This window comes from Bacillus vallismortis (genome assembly GCF_040784915.1).
Classification (GTDB): domain Bacteria; phylum Bacillota; class Bacilli; order Bacillales; family Bacillaceae; genus Bacillus; species Bacillus subtilis_G.
In genome coordinates this window covers 3,748,379-3,767,983 of sequence record NZ_CP160797.1, presented here as the reverse complement: position 1 = coordinate 3,767,983, position 19,605 = coordinate 3,748,379, and the positions used below count along the sequence as shown (strand labels likewise).

General features: G+C 42.3%; 23 protein-coding genes and 2 pseudogenes. 15 read left to right on the top strand and 10 right to left on the bottom strand.

The window, feature by feature from the left end:
* The first annotated feature begins 283 nt into the window (after positions 1-283).
* From ABZM97_RS18795 to ABZM97_RS18760, 8 genes and pseudogenes are all read left to right on the top strand, one after another.
* On the top strand, positions 284-706 hold the full coding sequence (locus ABZM97_RS18795; RefSeq protein WP_087992643.1) for a DUF5082 family protein: 423 nt from the start codon (positions 284-286) through the stop codon (positions 704-706).
* Positions 707-715: 9 nt separating this feature from the next.
* Positions 716-976 (top strand): YwqI/YxiC family protein, encoded by a 261-nt coding sequence (locus ABZM97_RS18790; protein WP_087992642.1) that lies wholly within the window; start codon positions 716-718, stop codon positions 974-976.
* Positions 977-994: 18 nt separating this feature from the next.
* Positions 995-2,182, top strand: a pseudogene (locus ABZM97_RS18785) (ribonuclease YeeF family protein); the annotation flags it as partial.
* A gap of 225 nt (positions 2,183-2,407) precedes the next feature.
* On the top strand, positions 2,408-2,965 hold the full coding sequence (locus tag ABZM97_RS18780) for a CdiA family toxin C-terminal domain-containing protein (RefSeq protein WP_253269170.1): 558 nt from the start codon (positions 2,408-2,410) through the stop codon (positions 2,963-2,965).
* Positions 2,966-3,352, top strand: coding sequence for a ribonuclease toxin immunity protein CdiI (cdiI, locus tag ABZM97_RS18775; RefSeq protein WP_087993995.1), 387 nt, complete (start codon positions 2,966-2,968; stop codon positions 3,350-3,352). It abuts the gene before it with no gap.
* Between the two features lie 77 nt (positions 3,353-3,429).
* Positions 3,430-4,326, top strand: a pseudogene (locus tag ABZM97_RS18770) (YwqJ-related putative deaminase); the annotation flags it as partial.
* Positions 4,310-4,786, top strand: a complete 477-nt coding sequence (locus ABZM97_RS18765; protein ID WP_367387064.1) for a toxin-antitoxin system YwqK family antitoxin — start codon at positions 4,310-4,312, stop codon at positions 4,784-4,786. The pseudogene ABZM97_RS18770 and the gene ABZM97_RS18765, both read left to right, overlap by 17 nt.
* A 435-nt stretch (positions 4,787-5,221) precedes the next feature.
* A complete protein-coding gene (locus tag ABZM97_RS18760) occupies positions 5,222-5,938 on the top strand; it encodes an endonuclease V (RefSeq protein ID WP_367387063.1) in 717 nt (238 codons plus the stop codon).
* 30 nt (positions 5,939-5,968) lie between these two features.
* Here ABZM97_RS18760 and ABZM97_RS18755 read toward each other — a convergent pair whose 3' ends face one another.
* Positions 5,969-6,133: an AraC family transcriptional regulator gene (locus tag ABZM97_RS18755; protein ID WP_289348463.1), complete on the bottom strand. Its 165-nt coding sequence runs from the start codon at positions 6,131-6,133 to the stop codon at positions 5,969-5,971.
* A 416-nt stretch (positions 6,134-6,549) separates the two neighbouring features.
* Positions 6,550-7,431: a LysR family transcriptional regulator gene (locus tag ABZM97_RS18750; protein ID WP_367387062.1), complete on the bottom strand. Its 882-nt coding sequence runs from the start codon at positions 7,429-7,431 to the stop codon at positions 6,550-6,552.
* A 122-nt stretch (positions 7,432-7,553) separates the two neighbouring features.
* Between ABZM97_RS18750 and ABZM97_RS18745 the strand changes: the two genes are divergently transcribed.
* Positions 7,554-8,099: a flavodoxin family protein gene (locus tag ABZM97_RS18745; protein WP_289348460.1), complete on the top strand. Its 546-nt coding sequence runs from the start codon at positions 7,554-7,556 to the stop codon at positions 8,097-8,099.
* Positions 8,096-8,317: a hypothetical protein gene (locus ABZM97_RS18740; protein WP_087991755.1), complete on the top strand. Its 222-nt coding sequence runs from the start codon at positions 8,096-8,098 to the stop codon at positions 8,315-8,317. Before ABZM97_RS18745 ends, ABZM97_RS18740 begins: the two co-directional genes overlap by 4 nt.
* 26 nt (positions 8,318-8,343) lie before the next feature.
* On the opposite strand, the gene chrA is transcribed toward ABZM97_RS18740, so the two are convergent.
* The 3 genes from chrA to chrS are packed head-to-tail and all read right to left on the bottom strand — an operon-like array spanning position 8,344 to position 9,961.
* Positions 8,344-8,880, bottom strand: coding sequence for a chromate resistance efflux protein ChrA (gene chrA / locus ABZM97_RS18735; RefSeq protein ID WP_087991754.1), 537 nt, complete (start codon positions 8,878-8,880; stop codon positions 8,344-8,346).
* Entirely contained in the window at positions 8,877-9,470 is a 594-nt protein-coding gene (gene chrB / locus ABZM97_RS18730) for a chromate efflux transporter subunit ChrB (RefSeq protein WP_087991753.1), read from the bottom strand. The genes chrA and chrB overlap by 4 nt, the downstream gene beginning before the upstream one ends.
* 14 nt (positions 9,471-9,484) lie before the next feature.
* Complete coding sequence (chrS, locus tag ABZM97_RS18725; RefSeq protein WP_003235604.1) at positions 9,485-9,961, bottom strand: chromate efflux transcriptional regulator ChrS; 477 nt, start codon at positions 9,959-9,961, stop codon at positions 9,485-9,487.
* Positions 9,962-10,174: 213 nt separating this feature from the next.
* On the opposite strand from chrS, the gene ggt reads away from it, so the two are divergent.
* Entirely contained in the window at positions 10,175-11,752 is a 1,578-nt protein-coding gene (ggt, locus tag ABZM97_RS18720) for a gamma-glutamyltransferase (RefSeq protein ID WP_367387061.1), read from the top strand.
* A gap of 4 nt (positions 11,753-11,756) precedes the next feature.
* Here the strand turns inward: ggt and ABZM97_RS18715 are convergent, their stop codons facing one another.
* The 3 genes from ABZM97_RS18715 to ABZM97_RS18705 form a co-directional block, all read right to left on the bottom strand.
* Positions 11,757-12,101, bottom strand: a complete 345-nt coding sequence (locus ABZM97_RS18715; RefSeq protein ID WP_087991751.1) for a DUF4181 domain-containing protein — start codon at positions 12,099-12,101, stop codon at positions 11,757-11,759.
* A gap of 154 nt (positions 12,102-12,255) precedes the next feature.
* A complete protein-coding gene (locus tag ABZM97_RS18710) occupies positions 12,256-12,873 on the bottom strand; it encodes a flavin reductase family protein (protein WP_087991750.1) in 618 nt (205 codons plus the stop codon).
* Between the two features lie 172 nt (positions 12,874-13,045).
* The gene (locus ABZM97_RS18705; RefSeq protein WP_367387060.1) at positions 13,046-13,687 is read right to left on the bottom strand and encodes a spore gernimation protein GerQ; all 642 of its coding nucleotides are present in this window, start codon (positions 13,685-13,687) and stop codon (positions 13,046-13,048) included.
* A 142-nt stretch (positions 13,688-13,829) separates the two neighbouring features.
* Between ABZM97_RS18705 and cotH the strand changes: the two genes are divergently transcribed.
* Positions 13,830-14,921 (top strand): spore coat protein CotH, encoded by a 1,092-nt coding sequence (cotH, locus tag ABZM97_RS18700; RefSeq protein WP_087991748.1) that lies wholly within the window; start codon positions 13,830-13,832, stop codon positions 14,919-14,921.
* A 39-nt stretch (positions 14,922-14,960) separates the two neighbouring features.
* Here the strand turns inward: cotH and alsR are convergent, their stop codons facing one another.
* Positions 14,961-15,848 (bottom strand): acetoin biosynthesis transcriptional regulator AlsR, encoded by an 888-nt coding sequence (gene alsR / locus ABZM97_RS18695; protein ID WP_087991747.1) that lies wholly within the window; start codon positions 15,846-15,848, stop codon positions 14,961-14,963.
* A 158-nt stretch (positions 15,849-16,006) separates the two neighbouring features.
* On the opposite strand from alsR, the gene alsS reads away from it, so the two are divergent.
* The 3 genes from alsS (at position 16,007) to ABZM97_RS18680 (ending at position 19,172) form a co-directional block, all read left to right on the top strand.
* Positions 16,007-17,719 (top strand): acetolactate synthase AlsS, encoded by a 1,713-nt coding sequence (gene alsS / locus ABZM97_RS18690; RefSeq protein ID WP_087991746.1) that lies wholly within the window; start codon positions 16,007-16,009, stop codon positions 17,717-17,719.
* Positions 17,720-17,778: 59 nt separating this feature from the next.
* Positions 17,779-18,546 (top strand): acetolactate decarboxylase, encoded by a 768-nt coding sequence (gene budA / locus ABZM97_RS18685; protein WP_202327938.1) that lies wholly within the window; start codon positions 17,779-17,781, stop codon positions 18,544-18,546.
* A 98-nt stretch (positions 18,547-18,644) separates the two neighbouring features.
* Positions 18,645-19,172: an NAD(P)H-dependent oxidoreductase gene (locus ABZM97_RS18680; protein WP_148962585.1), complete on the top strand. Its 528-nt coding sequence runs from the start codon at positions 18,645-18,647 to the stop codon at positions 19,170-19,172.
* 40 nt (positions 19,173-19,212) lie between these two features.
* On the opposite strand, the gene ABZM97_RS18675 is transcribed toward ABZM97_RS18680, so the two are convergent.
* Positions 19,213-19,512, bottom strand: coding sequence for a DUF3892 domain-containing protein (locus tag ABZM97_RS18675; RefSeq protein WP_202327939.1), 300 nt, complete (start codon positions 19,510-19,512; stop codon positions 19,213-19,215).
* Between the last annotated feature and the right edge of the window lie 93 nt (positions 19,513-19,605).

The window sequence follows — 19,605 nt, the reverse complement described above, 5'->3', positions numbered from 1 at the left end:
TACAACAAGAGATAGATCATCAATATCTGTCTCTTTCAAGTGCCTTTATAACTATGACTTTAGGTGCTTCAATATCATAAAGCGCTTTCATTAGCTGTATAACGAACAAAAACAAGATCATAGACCTACACATAGAGAGTGTTATACGCCTAAATTAAGCCATTTACCCTATTTATGCCGCCTTCTGGCTATTTTAAAATATAATATATGGAAATAAAGTATGGAAAAGTCTATCTTCATCAGCTCCTCCATACGACTTTTTGAGTATTAAGAGGTGATTCAGATGGGTTATGAAAGTAAGCTGGCGGATATCAAAAGTTCGCTCAACGGAAAAATTTCCGATATCGAAGACAAGATCGAAAAGCTGAAAAAAGCAAAAAAGGACATAGACACACTGCAAGAAGAGGCCATTACAGAAATCAAAGACATTGTGAAACCGGAATTGGGCAAGCACTGGACGGGAACAAAAGCGGATGATTTCGACAAGGGCAGAGAAGAGGCGAAATCGGAAGCTTCCAAGATTGTGAATGATAAGTATAACGAGTATATGGCTTCGATTAGTGGTGAAATTATTAGTCTAGAATTAAATAAAGCCACTTATGCGACGGAATTGTTCATAGCAAATGGTGCAGCAGATCTTCTTAAAAAGGGAGAAGAATTCGCGGAAGAAGTCGGAAATACAATTAGACAACTAAAATGGTGGTGATCTTTTTTTATGTCAGAAATTAAGCTGAAATACGATACTGTTATTAAAACATTGGATTCTGTCAAAGATGCGCTGGCTGGTGTATCAATCGGCGCCGCCGGATCCAATGGCAAGAACAACCTGGAATATACAAAAAAGTACCATGAGCGCGAGGCAAGCATTAAAACCATGCTGGGCGATTATAAAAAAGCTGTCCAAAAAAACATAGAAGACACGAAAGACAATGTTGATTCACTGAAGGAGCAGGACGAGGCAATTGGCGCAAAATAGCATAGAAAGGGCTGTGCAATGAGTAAAGTATTTGAATCAAAGACTTTAATCGAAGAAGCGAAGAGCAGAAAAAAGCAATATGAAACGCTTGAAGAGCAGTTAGAAACCCTAAAAAAAGCGTTTCAGGCTGTAGCCAATCTAGGCCAAGATTTTACAGGGAAAGGCGCAGACAACATCAAAGATTTTTTTCAAGGACAGGCTGATATTGTAGACACGTGGCTGAAACTTGTCTCAGCCCAAATCGCTTTTTTAAAAGGGATTTCAGGGGATATCAAAGAAAAAGAATTGAAAGATCATTATGTGGAAACGTCATATCTGGAAAATGAGCTGACAAACGGGAGTTTGAAAGCGTCTGAAATCGTCTCCGCGCACAAATTGGAGATTGATAACATTCTCGCCGATCTTGTCGGCATTTTGGATTTATCCTCTTATTCTCTTAACGATTACGCAGACAAGATGTACGACGCACAAAAAATCCGGCGCGATACGATTACAGCGGTTGATGAACTGGACGAGTCACTGACCACAGAATATCAAAATCTGCAGTCGCTCGATAATGCCGTGCTTGCTAAGTACACCGCTTTAATGCAAGCAACAAGCAAAGGAAAAAGCGCCTCTCCCATTCACTACAACAAAAAAGCATTCACCTCAAGCGAAGTGTATAAAGGTACGATAGAAGCGGAAAAACAAGCGACTTCTTATATTGAGGCGAAAGAACAGCAAGCAGAAGCAAGACGCCTTCAAGAAAAAGCGGAAGAAGAAGCGAATAAACCATGGTACGAAAAAACATGGGATGGCGTCTGCACCTTCACAGGCGAAGTCACCGGCTATTATGATACGATAAGAGCAACCGAAGGCTACGATCCTGTCACAGGAGAAAAACTTTCCACAGCCGAACGCGTCACAGCCGGCGCCATGGCAGCCGCAGGATACATCCCGGTCGTCGGCTGGGCAGGCCGCGCCTTCAAAGGCGGAAAAGCCATCTACAAAACCGGAAAAGCGGCTATCGCAGCCGAACACGCATTAGATGCCTACAAAACCGGAAAATCCCTAGATATTCTTAAAATGTCAGAAATGGGCGCATACGGCCTTGTTGCTTCTAACGGATTCTCAGAAGCTGTTACTGGACGGGATATGTTTGGCAACGAAGTGTCAGAGGAGAAGCGGAAGCAAGGTGGGCTGGAAGCGGCTTTGAGTTTAGTTGGTGCAGGTGCGCTGGCGAAACATGTAGATAAAGGCATACCGCTTGCAACTCATTCAAAAGTCCAAAAAGCTAACAAGACATTAGAAAAAGTAAAACAATTCAAAGTCCCAACAAACGTCCGCGTGTACGCAGAACGCCCTGTAACTCCGGATGGCTCCACGTTCGGAATCCCGTCAGTCCGTGTAGATGTAGAAAAGACGGCTGTGAAGGATCTTGGGATTGTGAAGATGGCTAGTGGTGGTAAAGGTAGTAAGGGTACGGGTAATCTAAAATTTAAAGAAGGTTACTATGCTGAACATACAACAGGACCAGTTAAAAAGTTTACAGAACGTAATGGTGTTAGTGGTGGACATAATTATGATGAGTTTAAGAATTATTTTGATAGTAAATCTAACAAGTATGAGTTGGAAAATGTTAATAAAAAAGAACATCCAAGTATAGATGGAATTTTCGATATAGAATATAAAGTAAAATATGAAAAAATGGACTATACTGGTAAAAACGGAACGGGCGAATACAAAGTAATACCTAATAAAGACAAAATGTATAAAAAGACAGTGTACGACCCAAAGGTTATTCCGGATGATGAAATAATAGAATTAAGCAAAAAGGCAATGGTTGAAGGATTAAGCAGTAAAAGGGAAATTCCTCTATTAAAACAAAAGAAGATAAAAATACAAGGACAAACAGACTATGATGGAAAAAAAATAAAATTTGAAGGTATTATGAATTCAGAAACTGGAGAGATAGAGAATGCTTATCCAGTGTTAGAATGGGTGGATTAGATGAGTGTATATGAAGATTTTATTGAGATGATGAAACAGAATAATTTGACTAAAGAAGCAGTTATAGATGTATTGAATCTTTATGTTAATGGACGTAACTTCCTTCACCATTTAGAAGAATTTAAGAATAAAGATGGGGAACGTCGGGAATATAATGGAGTAATTTTTTCAGATGAATATGAACAAGATGATGAGGAATACTTTGGACAAAATAAAGTTCTATTCTATTCTGGTGATGGTGATGATGATTACGATATTGTGGATTATGATGAATTGTATCAGTATTTAAGTGCAACATGTAATTTTTATCTAGAAAAAAATCCTGAAAAGAAAGAAGTTATTGAAGAGTTGTCTAAGAAAATAAAAGAAAAATATAATATTAAATAACTAATAGAAAGTATGGATACTTGATGCAGAGGTGAGATGAAGAAGCCTTTTCTAAGTACAATAACATTATTTTTGATTTCTTACCTTGATTGGCTACTGAAGCCTTTCAAGGTTTTTTTATAAATGAATTGTTTTTTCCTGTCACTGGCGAAAAACTCTCCAGAGCTGAACACGCTTTAGACGCCTACAAAACAGGCAAATCCTTAGACATTCTCAAAATGTCAGAAATGGGCGCATACGGCCTTGTTGCTTCTAACGGATTCTCAGAAGCTGTTACTGGACGGGATATGTTTGGCAACGAAGTGTCAGAGGAGAAGCGGAAGCAAGGTGGGCTGGAAGCGGCTTTGAGTTTAGTTGGAATTAGTTCAGCTAGATATGTTGATAAATTGCAAAGAGCTAATGCTCCATATAATAATGTATCAATTCCTAAGTCTAATAAGGTTGATTTATCTCAAAAACCTAGTCGAATTGATTACTTACGCAATAAATATGGAGAAGTATCAAAAGAGGAACTTCACCAAAGAATTAATCTAAGAGGAGAAGTACATCGAGAACTAAATAAATTAATAAGCAAAGGAGTAGGTAAGAAGCAAAGGGGGCCCGCAATTGCTGGTGTTCTAGACAAGAAAACTGGTAAATACTTCTTTGGTATCAATGAATCTAAGGGTTACTCTCCTGAAGTACAACATGACATTATAAAAAATAGAATAAACAATATGCCACATGATTTAAAAATAGGTTATGAAAAAACTTTAGGTGCCGGATCGCATGCTGAAGTTTATGCTTTAAATGAGGCATTATTGTCTAGATCTGATGCGAAGCTAGAAGAATTTATGGTTTATGTAATAAGTGCAAGGAAAATTAATAAATTCATGCCGCAAGGATCCCCAATGCCAAGATGTCCACACTGTGAATACATTACAGATGGAGCTTATTATATACCAGAGGTGCTTAATTATGGAAGAAAACAATAAATATACAAAGGACTTTGTCCTGAAAAATGGTGTAAACTTTGATGATTTATGGTTTACTTCATATAATGACGAGATTCTCGACAATCCAGAAGATGAAGGTGGAAAGCCATTTACAGGGTTAGCATTCGAACTGTTTGAAAATGGGAATCTAATGTATTTTTGTTTGTATAAAGATGGATTAGCTCATGGCTTAAATCGCGAGTTTTATGAAAGTGGAAAAATTAAATGTGAAGAGCACTTTAAATATGGATTAGTTAATGGAAAAAGTGTTTGTTGGCATGAAAATGGAAATGTTAAATCAACAAGCGAAGTCGAGCTATCAGTTAAATTGAATTATAAAGAATGGGATGAAAATGGAAAACTTCTAATAGCAAAAGAATTAGAACAAGATAAAGAAAATGCGCAATATGTCACTTTATTAAAAAGAAGAGAGATAAATCGTAACTTAGGTAGGGGATAATAAAACTCGATGTTGAGTTATTGTGTGAAAAATGAGATCTGTTTGAAGTTTATAGATTGTCCTCATTAACCATAGAGAAGAAATGAGTATTGTATATTGTCTAAAGATTCTTTTGTATTTACTTAGAGTTCAAGAACATATAAAATTGCAGACCTATTCAGGTAATGTGCTTCAAAACTCTGCCTGTAAAACTTGCGACATAGTTCGCAAGTTTTTTTAGTTAATGGATTTACCTTGGGTACTTATCTAATAAAAATCAAGAGATACTATATGAATTATTGATTTATTCGTGCGAAAGTTATTATCATTCTTTTGAAAGGGATGTATACGAGTCAGCTCAATCATAGCAAACTTGAAGAGATATAAGTTAGAAAATATCCAGTTTATTACGTACATTAACTTTGTTAAAGTATTAATAATGAGGAGCGAATTTTAATGTATATAGACCAAATACACCAATTCAACCAAAACAAAAAAGAAGAATTTATAAAAACACAACAATCCCTTCAACCTAAAATCAACCTATCACACACCATCACCCCAGACTCCATCAACACTTACGCGGGCGTCGATCTCGCTTATTGGGAGCAGGATGGGGAACCATACGGGGTGTGCAGCATTATCGTGATGGACGCTGAGACGAAAGAAGTCATTGAAAAAGTGCACAGCATGGGGAAAATCAGTGTGCCGTATGTTTCCGGCTTCCTTGCGTTTCGGGAGCTGCCGCTGATCATCGAGGCGGCGAAAAGACTGGAAACGGAGCCGGATGTGTTTTTGTTTGATGGCAACGGGTATCTGCATTACAACCATATGGGCGTTGCCACCCATGCGGCTTTTTTTCTGGGGAAGCCGACGATTGGGATTGCGAAAACTTATCTGAAAATCAAAGGCTGTGATTTTGAGATGCCTGAAAATGAAGTTGGCGCATATACCGATATTATCATTGACGGCGAGGTATATGGGCGTGCCCTGCGGACGCGTTGTGACGTGAAGCCTATCTTCTTGTCTTGCGGAAATCAAATTGATTTAGAAAGCAGCTATCAGATCACGATGAACCTGATCAATCAAGAAAGCAGGCTGCCAATCCCTGTCCGTCTAGCTGATCTAGAGACACATGTCTTGCGAACGTTCTATCAGAAAAACCACGTGTAACACTTGCATACCGAGAACTGCAAGTGTTTTTTATTGGTTCCTGTATAGCTCGTTTATATATACAGACGGGGCTACTCCTGTGACCCGTTTGAACACTCTGCTGAAGGAATAAGGGTTAGAAAAGCCTAATGTGCTGCTGACTTCAGTTACGTTTAAGTTGCTTGTTTTGAATAGATCAATTGCCTGTGCGATCAACAGTTCATTTTTATAGGCTGTGATGCTTTTCCCAGTTTGCTTTTTGAAAAGGGAGGTCTAACTCGTTCTCAACATCTTTGCTGACCAGTTTTGCATGCTTTACGATGCAGAAATTCAATCATTTGGGGAAGAACAAACTTACGAAAGATATTTTGAGATCATGATCAATTACTCGCCAGACAGCAGCTGAAGGCAAATCATCCGGGAAAGCTTTTTGATGTATGTTATGACATTCCAGTTGCATGGACGAAAGGAAAAGAGAGCGTAACTGTCACGTTCAAATCAAAAGAGGGAACAGCAGCGGGCGGAGTATTTGGGGTAAGGATGATAAATGAGAAAATGGTTTTACAATGAATGCCTAGCGATATGAATTGCTTGTTCATTCAAAAACTTGCGACACATGGGCCGCAAGTTTTTTATTTGAATGTTTTCCTCGTCAAATCGATAAAAGCCTTTAATGGCGCAGACATCCATTTGTCCTTGTGCCATGCTAATTGAGTAAAAACGGGGCAATCGTTCTGCCAATTGAGTTCTTTCATCCGGCCTGCTGCGATATCATTTTTTACTGTCATTTCAGGCAATAGTCCAATTCCAAGTCCCGCCATCACGCATTGTTTGATGGCTTCTATGCTGACAAATTCTAATTTGTCAGGGTAGACAGCGGCGTCATGTAAAGTGTTTTCAAAGAGCGTGCGGTAAGAGCAGCCGTCTTCTGTCAGCAGAAGGGTTTCGTTTTGAAGATCCTTCAATGTTACTGATGAATGTGCAGGGAAAGGATGGTCGTTGGCAGCTACTATTTTAATCTCATCCTGAACCAGAGATTCAACGTGCAGTGCGTCGTCCGCCCGGCTTACATCCAAGATAAAGGTGATATCAAGCTGGCCATGTAAGAGCTGTTCTTTCGCTTGTTTATTGGAAATATACGGTTTGAAGATGAGCTTTACTTGGGGAAAAGCCTGTTTAAATGCTTTTATGATAGGCGGAAGACGATATGTGCACTGGCTTTCCGTCGCCCCTATTTTTAAGGTTCCTGTTGTTTCTCTAACTTGATTTGCGGCCATTTTTGCCTCTTCTGTTAAAGTAATGATCTTCTCTGCATAAGCTTTGAACGTTTTGCCGGCTTCTGTCAGGATGAGCCGCTTGCCGAGCCGCTCAAATAAAGGCGTCCCGATTTCTTCTTCAAGTGATTTGATCTGAGAGGTAACACTTGATTGTGCATAATTAAGCATCTTGGCGGTTAGGGTGAAATTCACCTGTTCTGCCGCCGTAATAAACGTTATCAGCTGCTTCAATTCCACCTGTTCTCTTCCTTTCTAAATCGATTTAATCGATTGTGTTAATCGAAATAATCATCTGTATTGATTAATGAATTCATTATATGATGAAGAAAATCATTCGTAAACAAAGGAGCAGATGCATCATGAAAATTGCGGTTATTAATGGCGGCACGCGGTCTGGCGGAAATACGGATATTCTTGCGGAGAAAACTGTTCAAGGATTCGATGCAGAACACATTCATTTACGTAAATATCATATCCAGCCAATTGAAGATTTGCGCCATGCTGAAGGCGGCTTTGGCCCGGTTCAAGATGACTACGATTCAATCATTGAACGGACATTGCCATGCGATATTCTCATATTCGCTACCCCCATTTATTGGTTCGGCATGTCAGGAACGTTAAAGCTGTTTATTGATCGCTGGTCTCAGACATTGAGAGATCCCCGATTTCCTGATTTTCAACAGCAAATGTCGATGAAGCAGGCATATGTGGCAGCAGTGGGCGGAGACAACCCTAAAATAAAGGGGCTGCCGTTGATTCAGCAATTTGAGCATATTTTTGCATTCATGAGGATGCCTTTTAAAGGCTATGTATTGGGAGAAGGAAATCGTCCCGGCGATATTCTTGATGATCATCAGGCGCTGTCCGCTGCGAGCCGATTATTGAAAAGACATGATGCGATATGAAATTTCTGCTGTCGGTCATTGCTGGTATGCTGATGCTGGCATTCTTTTTCATTTGGAAGGCGCCGCCTGCTGATTGGATTCAGATTGAAACCAATTCGCATCAGATTAAGCAATCTGTGAGAATAGCAGGGACCATGCTGCAAATCAAGCACATTAAGAAGAATGATGCAGGCGAAGAACAAATTGTCATATCGAACGGCATTTCGGGACCAAAATAAAAAAGCACCTGTCCGGGTACTTTTTTCTACAAATGAGGAATCACAAGACCGCCATACAAAAATGCCGCGATAATCAGAAATGCCGGATGCATCTTGAATTTTGTCATGGCAAGAAGGGAAATCCCCGCAATCACGATAGATTGGATCCAGCCGATCGCTTTGATGCCATCGGCGCCGATTTGCCAGGTAAGAATGAGCATCATGACCGCGATGACAGGCTGAACGGATAGCGTCATGCCCTTGATGACGGGTGATTGGCGGAAGCGCTGAATGATGCGCAGCAGGACGATCAATGCGAGCGCCGACGGTACAATGGTTGCGATCAGCGCAACCAGAAAGCCGGGCCACCCGCCGGCGCTGTACCCGACATAGGCGGCGATTTTGGTTGCGATCGGTCCCGGCAATGCGTTCGCAAGCGCGAGCATATTTGAGAATTGGTCGTTTGAAAGCCAGCTGTATCTGTTGACAACTTCTTCAAACATCAGCGGGATAGACGCAGGTCCGCCACCGTATCCGAGTAGGTTTGCGATAAAAAACGCCATAAATAAATAAATCATAATCATGAGGCCGACATTCCTTTATCTTTTGAATGTTTATTTGTGATTTTGTCTTTTAATCTAAAATGAAACGCTCCGTACGCTAGGAAAATGATAATGACAAGGCCCGGATTGATCTGTAGCGTTTGCAGGCCGATAAAAGCAATGATAAAAAACAGGATGCCTGTAACCCAGCCGAAACCTTTAAGCGCTTTTTGGCCAAACTCGTATGCCATGATACCGAGCATTACCGCAATGACCGGTGTTACAGCACCAATCATGCCGGCAACAACTGCTGAATGGCTTAAGACATTTACAGCGGCAAACAAGCCCACCATAGCAAGACAAGTAGGCAGAATATGGGCCAGGGTTGCGACAATCGCGCCTAATGTGCCTTTTAGCTTGAAGCCCAAATACGCAGCCATTTTTGTGGCAATCGGTCCGGGAAGCGCATTAGCGATCGCTAATATTTCTCCGAACTCATCATCGTCAATCCATTTATATTTATTGACCGCTTCATGGCGGATCAGCGGAATCACGGAAGGTCCGCCCCCGAACCCTAAAATTCCGGTACGCACCATTGCGGCTGTCATATCCCGATAAGGATGATTTTTCATTCGTTTCTCTCCTTTTACAGCTTCATTCCCATACGGCTTTTGTATCGTTTGATCAGCATCTGGCAATCAACGCTGACGACGCCTCGCAGCGGATACAGCCGTTTTGTTAAAAACTCTTCCATTTCTTGATCGTTGGCAAAGATCCCGTGCATATGCAGCTTGCTCGGGCCTGTCATGTGATAAAGGCTGGTGACCGCAGGCTCTTCCTCAAGCTTAAGAGCGACCTCTTCTAAAAACTGCGGCTCGACCTCGACATTGAAAAACACGGATACATGAATGCCGATTTTAGCGGGATTGATGACAGCGGTGAATTTTTCAATAACACCGGCTTCGATTAATTGGTTGATACGAGCCTGTACGGCGACCCGTGATAAATCAACTCTTTTGCCAAGATCCGTATAAGATATCCTGCCTTCCTCGTGTAAAATGGTGAGAATTTGTTTGTCGATCTCATCAAGAACAAGGTTGGGGATTTGATATTCATGACTCAATTGCTCCACCTGCTTTCGTTGCCTTTTAGACTTCATTTTATCATAAAAGTTACGTTTCGAAAGAAAATTTTTATATTTGTTTTCAAAATGAATAAAATAATGTTTTGTTGTTTTCGATAGGGAGAAAGTTCGTCAGTTTTTCTGCCGCATCAGTAGATGTGGAAAATCAGGCTCCATATACTAAAGAAAATCTCTTGAAAAAGGGGACTTGTGATGAACAAATCTGTCATCGGTACAAAGCAAATGGTCGTCAGCCCGCATTATCTTGCTTCTCAAGCTGGAAATCGCATACTGGACAAGGGAGGTAACGCGTTTGATGCCGCTGTGGCTGTAAGTGCTTGTCTGGCAGTTGTGTATCCGCATATGACAGGGCTTGGCGGGGATTCCTTTTGGCTGACCTTTCACCAGGAAACAAAGGCGGTAAGAGTCTACAATGGCAGCGGCCGTTCAGGGAAAAATGTGACGAGAGATGTTTATAAGGGAAAAAGCACGATTCCGCTGCGGGGGATCGAAAGTGCCATTACCGTTCCGGGGATGGTTGATAGCTGGGATGCGATACTGAAGGAGTACGGACATATGTCTCTTGCGGATGTGCTGGAACCCGCACGAGACTATGCCCAAAATGGGTTTCCAGTATCAGCTGATCAGTGCCGTCACACAGAAACAAATCTTGAACTGCTGGCCTCCGCGCCTTACACGGCCGACATCTTCACAAGAAGCGGCAAAGCGCCTGTCCCGGGAGAGCGGTTTGTGCAAAAAGAACTTGCAGACAGTTTGAACATGCTTGCCGAAAAAGGAAGAAGCGCATTTTATGAAGGAGATATCGCTCAACGAATTGTCTCGTATTTACAGCAAAACGGCAGCTGCATGACACTTGATGATTTTAAAGCGCACCGGGGCGAGTGGACGGAGCCTGTATCAAGTGATTACCGAGGGTACAGCATGTACCAGGCGCCGCCGAATTCTCAGGGATTTACCGGTTTATTGACGCTGAACATTTTGGAAAACTATGATTTCCACAAAATTGAGCACGGCTCTTTTGAGTATTATCATGTGTTAGTGGAGGCGCTGAAAAAGAGTTTCCTAGATCGAAATGCCGTCTTGACTGATCCGGCGTTTGCTGACATTCCAATTGAAAAGCTTTTGGACAAAAAGTATGCAAAACAATTGGCGGAAGAAATCGGTTATCTGGCAGAACCGGCAGAAAGCAGGCCAGTGGGAAGTGACACTGCATATGCGGCCGTCTTCGATGCGGATGGCAATGCAGTGTCATTCATTCAAAGCCTGTACTTTGAATTTGGCTCGGCTGTCACTGCTGGTGATACAGGCATATTACTGCAAAATCGCGGGTCATTTTTCTCATTGGATCAAGATCATGTCAATACGCTTGAACCGAGAAAGCGCAGCTTCCATACCCTGATGCCGGCTATGGCCTGCAAAGGCGGGAAACCGAAAATCCTGTACGGCACACAAGGCGGAGAAGGCCAGCCGCAAACCCAGACGGCCATGATAACCCGAATGCTGGACTACGGAATGCATCCGCAGCAGGCAATAAGCGAACCGCGCTGGGTATGGGGCAGAACGTGGGGAGAGGAATATGAAGGTCTCAGAGTCGAGGGCAGATTCTCAGAGGAAACCATCGAAAAGCTGAAAGACAGCGGGCATCTCGTGGAGGTTGTCGGTGACTATGATCCGCTGATGGGGCATGCGGCAGCAATCAAAGTGGATGAGGAAGGCTTCCTCCAAGGCGGAGCCGACCCGCGGGGGGATGGGGCGGCTGTGGGGGTTTGAGGTATTAGATGAAAATACAAATATAAATAAAAATGACTAGAGAAAGGAAAGTACTAAATAAGTAGTGTACGTATTGTTTATTTTCACGCTCATATTTCCATTCCATAAATGTACGGAAACCATTTATCACGAATAGATAGAAAATAAGCATAATCTCTGGAGGAAAGCGTAATAAAGAAAACCCTAATAAAATGAGCAAGACGACTTCCACCAGCCCTTGTGTGCTATTTACAGGTTTATACCACCAAGGCGGTTTAGAGATGCCTAGTTTTTTTCGGGCATAGACATAAAAAACAGTATTGATAAAAGCTGCGACCAGTATCACAATCAAAAAATGAGTGCCTGACATATAAATCCCTCCTAATCAACCTTTTATACGAAGAGAAAGGAAAAATGTTCCATAAAAGAACACCCGGTTTTCTCCGGGTGTTCTTTTCATAGGCAACACTTTGTGATCACGAGGTCTTTTTGACTAGTTTCTTCTATTTAAATAGTCCTTTTGTTCAACTGGGACGAACCAGCGTAAATTCTTCGCCGAGCTTCGCATAGTGGTTGCCCGCCAATCTTGAGGCAGGCTTTAATTCATCTGTTAAAACATATCCTTTTTCTGCATCATACACCTTTTCATCGAGGTGGAAGCAGATGACTCTGCCAATGAGCAGATCAGCTGTGGTCACGCCTTGATCATTGTCGAACGTCATATGCTGCTCTAATGTGCATTCAAAGCGAATGCGGGCTTCCTTAATGCCTGGAACCGAAACAGATTTGCTTTCGACAGGATGAAGCGAGGTGCGGGTGAGTTCGCTTTCGTCCGGCCCTAAGCTTGCCGCCGTTTCATTGATGTCTTCAATGATGGCTTCATCACTGACATGTACGACAAATTCTCCGTTCTCCACCGCGTTTCGGGCTGTATCTTTTTGGCGTCCTCCCGCTCGGTTAACAGAAATACTGAGAAGCGGAGGATCTGAGCTGACAACGTTATAAAAACTAAAAGGCGCGGCATTTATCGCTCCGCTTGAAGAAAGTGTGGTTACAAAGGCGATGGGGCGGGGGATGACGGTACCTGACAATAGCTTGTATGTGTCTTTGGCACTAAGTTGATCAGCTTGAAATATGTACATAGCAACAACCGCCTTTATCGTTAGGATACTTTGATTATAACGAAATGGTTTCAAAGAAACCAAATGATGAGGGTTGCATATCTTATGTCATGACATATATCTAATACAGGGGAAATTGAAAAATAGGCTCCGTACGTCAGCCGGCAGCCTATGGATTGATGAAATTTTAAATTTATTTGTATTTCTTTTTGACTACCCAGCAATTGCCGTCTTTCCAGAATTCTTTTTTGCTGTGATAATCATCGTCTTTTTTGTGGCGATGGTGGTGGTGCGGTTTTTTGTAGTGCTTTTTGTGAGATTTTTTCTTATGGGAACAATATGGTTTTTTGTGTGTCCGATGTGACTTTTTGTAGCTGCGAGATTTTCTTTTGTGAGAACAGTATGACTTTTTGTAGCTGCGAGATTTTCTTTTGTGAGAACAGTATGACTTTTTGTAGCTGCGTGATCTCTTGTGAGAGCAGTACGATTTTTTATGGCTGCGTGATCTCTTGTGAGAACAATACGATTTTTTGTGGCTGCGTGATCTCTTGTGAGAGCAGTACGATTTTTTATGGCTGCGAGATTTCTTGTGAGAACAATACGATTTTTTGTGGCTGCGAGATTTCTTGTGAGAACAATACGATTTTTTGTGGCTGCGAGATTTCTTGTGAGAACAATACGATTTTTTGTGGCTGCGAGATTTTTTGTGAGAGCGGCACGACTTTTTATGGCTGCGCTTTTTTCCATGAGGCTCTTGGTATAAATAGTCTTTTAAACCTTCTTTTTTTGCGGATTTCACCGCTTCTTTGATGTCAGAATGGGAATAGTGGCCCAATTCGAAATCCTCCTTTTTAAAAATGATGTTAAGGATGAAGATCCTTACTACCCACATAATACGCGCGGGTTTAAAAAGTGTATAAGTGTTCCGCTGAGATCTCACAAAAATAAAAGCCTAAAATTTGTAAGGGGGATTATGGATGAAGAACCAATCTCATTTACCGCTTTATCAGCTGTTTGTTCATCCAAAAGATTTGCGTGAATTAAAAAAAGATATATGGGACGATGAACCGGTGCCGGCTGTCATGAAAGTCAATCAAAAAAGGCTGGATATTGACATTGCTTACCGGGGATCACATATCAGAGACTTCAAAAAGAAGTCATACCATGTTTCTTTTTATCAGCCGAAAACATTCCGCGGTGCACGAGAGATTCATTTGAATGCGGAGTATAAAGATCCTTCCATGATGAGAAACAAATTGTCTCTGGATTTTTTCTCAGAGCTTGGGACGCTGTCACCAAAGGCAGAGTTTGTGTTTTTAAAAGTGAATGGGAAAAATGAAGGGGTTTATCTTGAACTTGAATCCGTCGATGAGTTTTATTTAGCGAAAAGGAAGCTGGCGGACGGGGCGGTTTTTTACGCGGTTGATGATGACGCTAATTTCTCGTTGATGAGCGATTTGGAAAGGGAAACGAAGACGTCACTTGAACATGGGTATGAAAAGAAGACAGGGACTGAGGAAGACGACTTTTATTTGCAGGATATGATCTTTAAAATTAATACTGTCCCTAAAGCTCAATTTAAATCAGAAGTGACAAGGCATGTGGATATCGATAAGTATTTGCGCTGGCTCGCCGGCATTGTATTCACCTCAAACTATGACGGGTTTGTCCACAACTACTCGTTGTACAGAAACAGTGAAACCGGATTATTTGAGGTGATTCCTTGGGATTATGATGCGACCTGGGGCAGGGATATCCATGGAGAGCGGATGGCTGCCGATTACGTAAGAATTCAAGGATTTAATACACTAACCGCCCGGATTTTGGATGAACCCGATTTTCGCAGGTCCTACAAGCACTTGTTAGAAAAAACGCTCCACTCTCTTTTTACAATAGAGTATATGAAACCGAAAATAATGGAGATGTATGAACAGATTAGGCCGTTTGTCCTGATGGACCCATATAAAAAGAACGATATTGAACGTTTTGACCGAGAGCCAAATGTGATATGTGAATATATTATAAAACGAGCTGATTACCTCAAAAGTGAGCTTGATTTTTTATCCTGACGATAAACGGGCGGATTCCGGAGAACGGAGCGCCTTTTTTTATTTCCGTTTATTTAACGATTTGCATATATCCACAAATTGTCCCAGTACAGGGTTTTGACTGTCTTTGCGATATGCGATGATCCATTCTGCTTTAAGCTGAAAATGATCAACGCTTCGATATGTGACGTCAAGGTTAAACAGCCGTCTGGCCGAGGATGGGACAATGGTAATGCCGATGCCCGCTGTCACCAGTCCGATCACCATTTGATATTCTGTCGCTTCCTGAACGATATTCGGCACAAAACCCGCGTTTTCACAGAGCTGAATAAAGTCGGTATATAACGTTGGCCACGCTTCTTTGGAAAGGGTGATGATCGGTTCGTTTTCCAAATCTGTAATGTCGATTGATTCTTTTAATGCAAGCGGATGCTGTTTTGGCAATGCGAGGATGCATGGACTGCTTTGGGTTGTCTCAATTTGCAGCTCCGGATGCTCTAACGGCGGATGGAGAATCCCGATGTCGATATGTCCCTTGAGCAATTCCTCCTGCTGCCTGTAAGAAGCGATCTCTTTCAGTTCAATTTTCACAGAGGGGAATTTTTTACGGTATTCCCGGATGATCGGCGGCAAAAATTCATATGTAGCTGATCCGACAAAACCAATGACGAGATGGCCGTGCTCGCCGCGAGCCGTTCGCTGGGCCAGTTCAATCGCTTGATCAATTTGCATCAATGCAGTACGACAGTGATTTAAAAATATTTCTCCTGCTGCGGTAAGCTCCACAAATCTTTTTGTCCTCTTGAGAAGCGTCACCCCGACTTCTTTTTCCAGCTGTTTGATCTGCTGGCTGAGAGGAGGCTGTGTCATGTTCAGCCGAAGCGCAGCTTTTCCGAAATGAAGCTCTTCGGCTACTGCGATAAAGTATTGAAGATGGCGAAGCTCCATTCATATGCATTCCTTTCCTTAGGTTAATAATTCGCAATACATATTAATCATAAGGCGAATCGATATTGGAGGTCAATTTCCAAAGAGTGTATAGTGAAACGTATCACAAGAAATATTTAAAATTTAATGTTTAAAATGCATAATAAGGAGTGAGGGTGTTGACAAAAGCAACAAAAGAACAAAAATCCCTTGTGAAAAACAGAGGGGCGGAGCTTGTTGTTGATTGCTTAGCGGAGCAAGGTGTCACACATGTATTTGGCATTCCAGGTGCAAAAATTGATGCGGTATTTGACGCTTTACAAGATAAAGGGCCAGAAATTATCGTTGCGCGGCACGAACAAAATGCAGCATTTATGGCGCAAGCAGTCGGCCGTTTAACTGGAAAACCGGGAGTTGTGTTAGTCACATCAGGACCAGGCGCTTCTAACTTGGCAACAGGACTGCTGACAGCCAACACTGAAGGTGACCCTGTCGTTGCGCTTGCTGGGAACGTGATCCGTGCCGATCGTTTAAAACGGACACATCAATCTTTGGATAATGCGGCGTTGTTTCAGCCGATTACAAAATACAGTGTAGAAGTTCAAGATGTGAAAAATATACCGGAAGCTGTTACAAATGCATTTAGGATAGCGTCAGCAGGTCAGGCTGGAGCCGCTTTTGTGAGCTTTCCGCAAGATGTTGTGAATGAAGTCACAAACACAAAAAGCGTGCGTGCTGTCGCAGCGCCAAAACTTGGTCCTGCAGCAGATGATGCAATCAGTGCGGCCATTGCAAAAATACAAACAGCGAAACTTCCTGTCGTTTTAGTCGGCATGAAGGGCGGAAGACCGGAAGCGATTAAAGCAGTCCGCAAGCTTTTGAAAAAAGTTCAGCTTCCATTCGTCGAAACATATCAAGCAGCCGGGACTCTTACAAGAGACTTAGAGGATCAGTATTTTGGCCGTATCGGTTTGTTCCACAACCAGCCTGGCGATTTACTGATTGAACAGGCTGATGTTGTTCTGACAATCGGTTATGACCCAATTGAATACGATCCGAAATTCTGGAATGTCAATGGTGACCGGACGATTATCCATTTAGATGAAATACTGGCTGACATTGATCATGCTTACCAGCCGGAGCTTGAATTGATCGGAGATATTCCATCTACAATCAATCACATCGAACACGATGCTGTGAAAGTGGAGTTTGCTGAACGTGAGCAGAAAATCCTGTCTGATTTAAAACAATATATGCATGAGGGTGAGCAGGTTCCTGCAGATTGGAAATCAGACAGAGTGCATCCTCTTGAAATCGTAAAAGAATTGCGAAACGCAGTCGATGATCATGTGACAGTGACTTGCGATATTGGTTCACACGCGATTTGGATGTCACGTTATTTCCGCAGCTACGAGCCGTTAACATTAATGATCAGTAACGGTATGCAAACACTCGGCGTTGCACTTCCTTGGGCAATCGGCGCCTCATTGGTGAAACCGGGAGAAAAAGTGGTATCCGTCTCTGGTGACGGCGGTTTCTTATTCTCAGCGATGGAATTAGAGACAGCAGTTCGTTTAAAAGCGCCAATTGTACACATTGTATGGAACGACAGCACATATGACATGGTTGCATTCCAGCAATTGAAAAAATATAACCGTACATCTGCGGTCGATTTCGGAAATATCGATATCGTGAAATATGCGGAAAGCTTCGGAGCAACCGGCTTGCGCGTAGAATCACCAGACCAGCTGGCAGATGTTCTGCGTCAAGGTATGAACGCAGAGGGTCCTGTCATCATTGATGTCCCGGTTGACTACAGTGATAACATTAATTTAGCAAGTGACAAGCTTCCGAAAGAATTCGGGGAACTCTTGAAAATGAAAGCTCTCTAGCACTCTGCGCATCACGACACTGTTTGATACAGCACTAAACAAAAGGAGTGAAGAGAATTATGAAACGCGAAAGCAACATACAAGTGCTCAGCCGCGGCCAAAAAGAGCAGCCTGTGAGCCAGATTTATCAAGTATCAACAATGACTTCTCTATTAGACGGGGTATATGACGGGGATTTTGAACTGTCAGAGATCCCAAAATACGGAGACTTCGGTATCGGAACCTTTAACAAGCTTGACGGAGAGCTGATTGGGTTTGACGGCGAATTTTACCGTCTCCGTTCAGACGGAACTGCGACACCGGTCCAAAACGGGGACCGTTCTCCGTTCTGTTCATTTACGTTCTTTACACCGGACATAACGCACAAAATTGATGCGAAAATGACACGTGAAGAATTTGAAAAAGAGATCAACAGCATTCTGCCAAGCAAAAACTTATTTTATGCGATCCGCATTGACGGATTGTTTAAAAAAGTGCAGACAAGAACGGTAGAATTGCAAGAAAAACCTTACGTGCCGATGGTTGAAGCGGTCAAAACACAGCCGATTTTCAACTTCGACAATGTAAGAGGAACAATCGTAGGTTTCCTGACACCAGCTTATGCAAATGGAATCGCCGTTTCTGGCTATCACCTGCACTTCATTGACGAAGGACGAAATTCAGGCGGACACGTTTTTGACTATGTGCTTGAGGATTGCACGGTTACGATTTCACAAAAAATGAACATGAACCTGAGACTTCCGAATACAGCGGATTTCTTTAATGCGAATCTGGATAACCCTGATTTTGCTAAAGATATTGAAACAACTGAAGGAAGCCCGGAATAACAGAAAAAAGAAAGCCTCTTTGTACAGGGCTTTCTTTTTATTTGGCTCTTTTCCTGATTTTAGATAAAATAACGTCAAAACGGTAAAGGTGTGGTCTAATGAAAATATTGGTTTTGGCAGTTCATCCTCATATGGAAACCTCGGTTGTTAATAAGGCATGGGCAGAGGAATTGAGTAAACATGACAATATCACAGTACGGGAGCTTTATAAGGAATACCCGGATGAAGCGATAGATGTTGCGAAGGAGCAGCAGATGTGCGAGGAATACGATCGGATTGTCTTCCAATTTCCGCTTTATTGGTACAGCTCTCCGCCGCTCTTAAAAAAATGGCAGGATCTTGTGCTGACTTTCGGCTGGGCCTTTGGTTCAGAAGGAAAAGCCCTGCATGGCAAAGAGCTGATGCTAGCTGTATCAACGGGGAGCGAAGCGGAAAAATATCAAGCGGGCGGAGCAAATCATTACTCAATCAGTGAGCTATTGAAACCGTTTCAGGCCACAAGCAATCTAATCGGCATGAAATATCTGCCGCCATATGTGTTCTATGGCGTGAAATATGCAAACGGAGAGGATATTTCCCTCAGTGCAAAACGGTTAGCCGAATACATCCAGCAGCCTTTTGCTTAAAAGAAAGCCCTGTCCAGCGTGCGACAGGGCTCTTTTAAAATTAAAAATCCGGCAGCTCGGACAGGTTGTTTTCTCTTATACCGTCCGGTTCACTTCGCAATATGTCTCGTCCGTATTTATGGAAAACATCAACATGAGCGAGTTTTTTTCCCGCTTTTGCTTCTGACAGTGCAGAGGGATAGTCGAGCTCTCTTCCTGTGTTCGTTTTTACTGCGATTATATTGTCTTCCTCATTTCTTCTGACTGCAATAATTTCTTCTTTTCCAGATGGAACAGCTTGCTGCTCCGCGGTTGTTTGCCGGTCTTTATACGTTTCATATGCTGCTTTAAATTGATCCATACTTACACCTCCATCTTTTAGCGTGAACAAAAATACCGGTGATCATGTATGATTTCGATACGGCATACGACAATATTTCCTGAGAAATATCTT

What these genes read in the sequence shown, in the direction of transcription:
- ABZM97_RS18795 (WP_087992643.1), top strand. Translation starts at nt 284, where the DNA reads ATGGGTTATGAAAGTAAGCTGGCGGATATCAAAAGTTCGCTCAACGGA.
- ABZM97_RS18790 (WP_087992642.1), top strand. Translation starts at nt 716, where the DNA reads ATGTCAGAAATTAAGCTGAAATACGATACTGTTATTAAAACATTGGAT.
- ABZM97_RS18780 (WP_253269170.1), top strand. Translation starts at nt 2,408, where the DNA reads ATGGCTAGTGGTGGTAAAGGTAGTAAGGGTACGGGTAATCTAAAATTT.
- cdiI (WP_087993995.1), top strand. Translation starts at nt 2,966, where the DNA reads ATGAGTGTATATGAAGATTTTATTGAGATGATGAAACAGAATAATTTG.
- ABZM97_RS18765 (WP_367387064.1), top strand. Translation starts at nt 4,310, where the DNA reads ATGGAAGAAAACAATAAATATACAAAGGACTTTGTCCTGAAAAATGGT.
- ABZM97_RS18760 (WP_367387063.1), top strand. Translation starts at nt 5,222, where the DNA reads ATGTATATAGACCAAATACACCAATTCAACCAAAACAAAAAAGAAGAA.
- ABZM97_RS18745 (WP_289348460.1), top strand. Translation starts at nt 7,554, where the DNA reads ATGAAAATTGCGGTTATTAATGGCGGCACGCGGTCTGGCGGAAATACG.
- ABZM97_RS18740 (WP_087991755.1), top strand. Translation starts at nt 8,096, where the DNA reads ATGAAATTTCTGCTGTCGGTCATTGCTGGTATGCTGATGCTGGCATTC.
- chrA (WP_087991754.1), bottom strand. Translation starts at nt 8,880, where the DNA reads ATGATTATGATTTATTTATTTATGGCGTTTTTTATCGCAAACCTACTC.
- chrB (WP_087991753.1), bottom strand. Translation starts at nt 9,470, where the DNA reads ATGAAAAATCATCCTTATCGGGATATGACAGCCGCAATGGTGCGTACC.
- ggt (WP_367387061.1), top strand. Translation starts at nt 10,175, where the DNA reads ATGAACAAATCTGTCATCGGTACAAAGCAAATGGTCGTCAGCCCGCAT.
- ABZM97_RS18715 (WP_087991751.1), bottom strand. Translation starts at nt 12,101, where the DNA reads ATGTCAGGCACTCATTTTTTGATTGTGATACTGGTCGCAGCTTTTATC.
- ABZM97_RS18710 (WP_087991750.1), bottom strand. Translation starts at nt 12,873, where the DNA reads ATGTACATATTTCAAGCTGATCAACTTAGTGCCAAAGACACATACAAG.
- cotH (WP_087991748.1), top strand. Translation starts at nt 13,830, where the DNA reads ATGAAGAACCAATCTCATTTACCGCTTTATCAGCTGTTTGTTCATCCA.
- alsR (WP_087991747.1), bottom strand. Translation starts at nt 15,848, where the DNA reads ATGGAGCTTCGCCATCTTCAATACTTTATCGCAGTAGCCGAAGAGCTT.
- budA (WP_202327938.1), top strand. Translation starts at nt 17,779, where the DNA reads ATGAAACGCGAAAGCAACATACAAGTGCTCAGCCGCGGCCAAAAAGAG.
- ABZM97_RS18680 (WP_148962585.1), top strand. Translation starts at nt 18,645, where the DNA reads ATGAAAATATTGGTTTTGGCAGTTCATCCTCATATGGAAACCTCGGTT.
- ABZM97_RS18675 (WP_202327939.1), bottom strand. Translation starts at nt 19,512, where the DNA reads ATGGATCAATTTAAAGCAGCATATGAAACGTATAAAGACCGGCAAACA.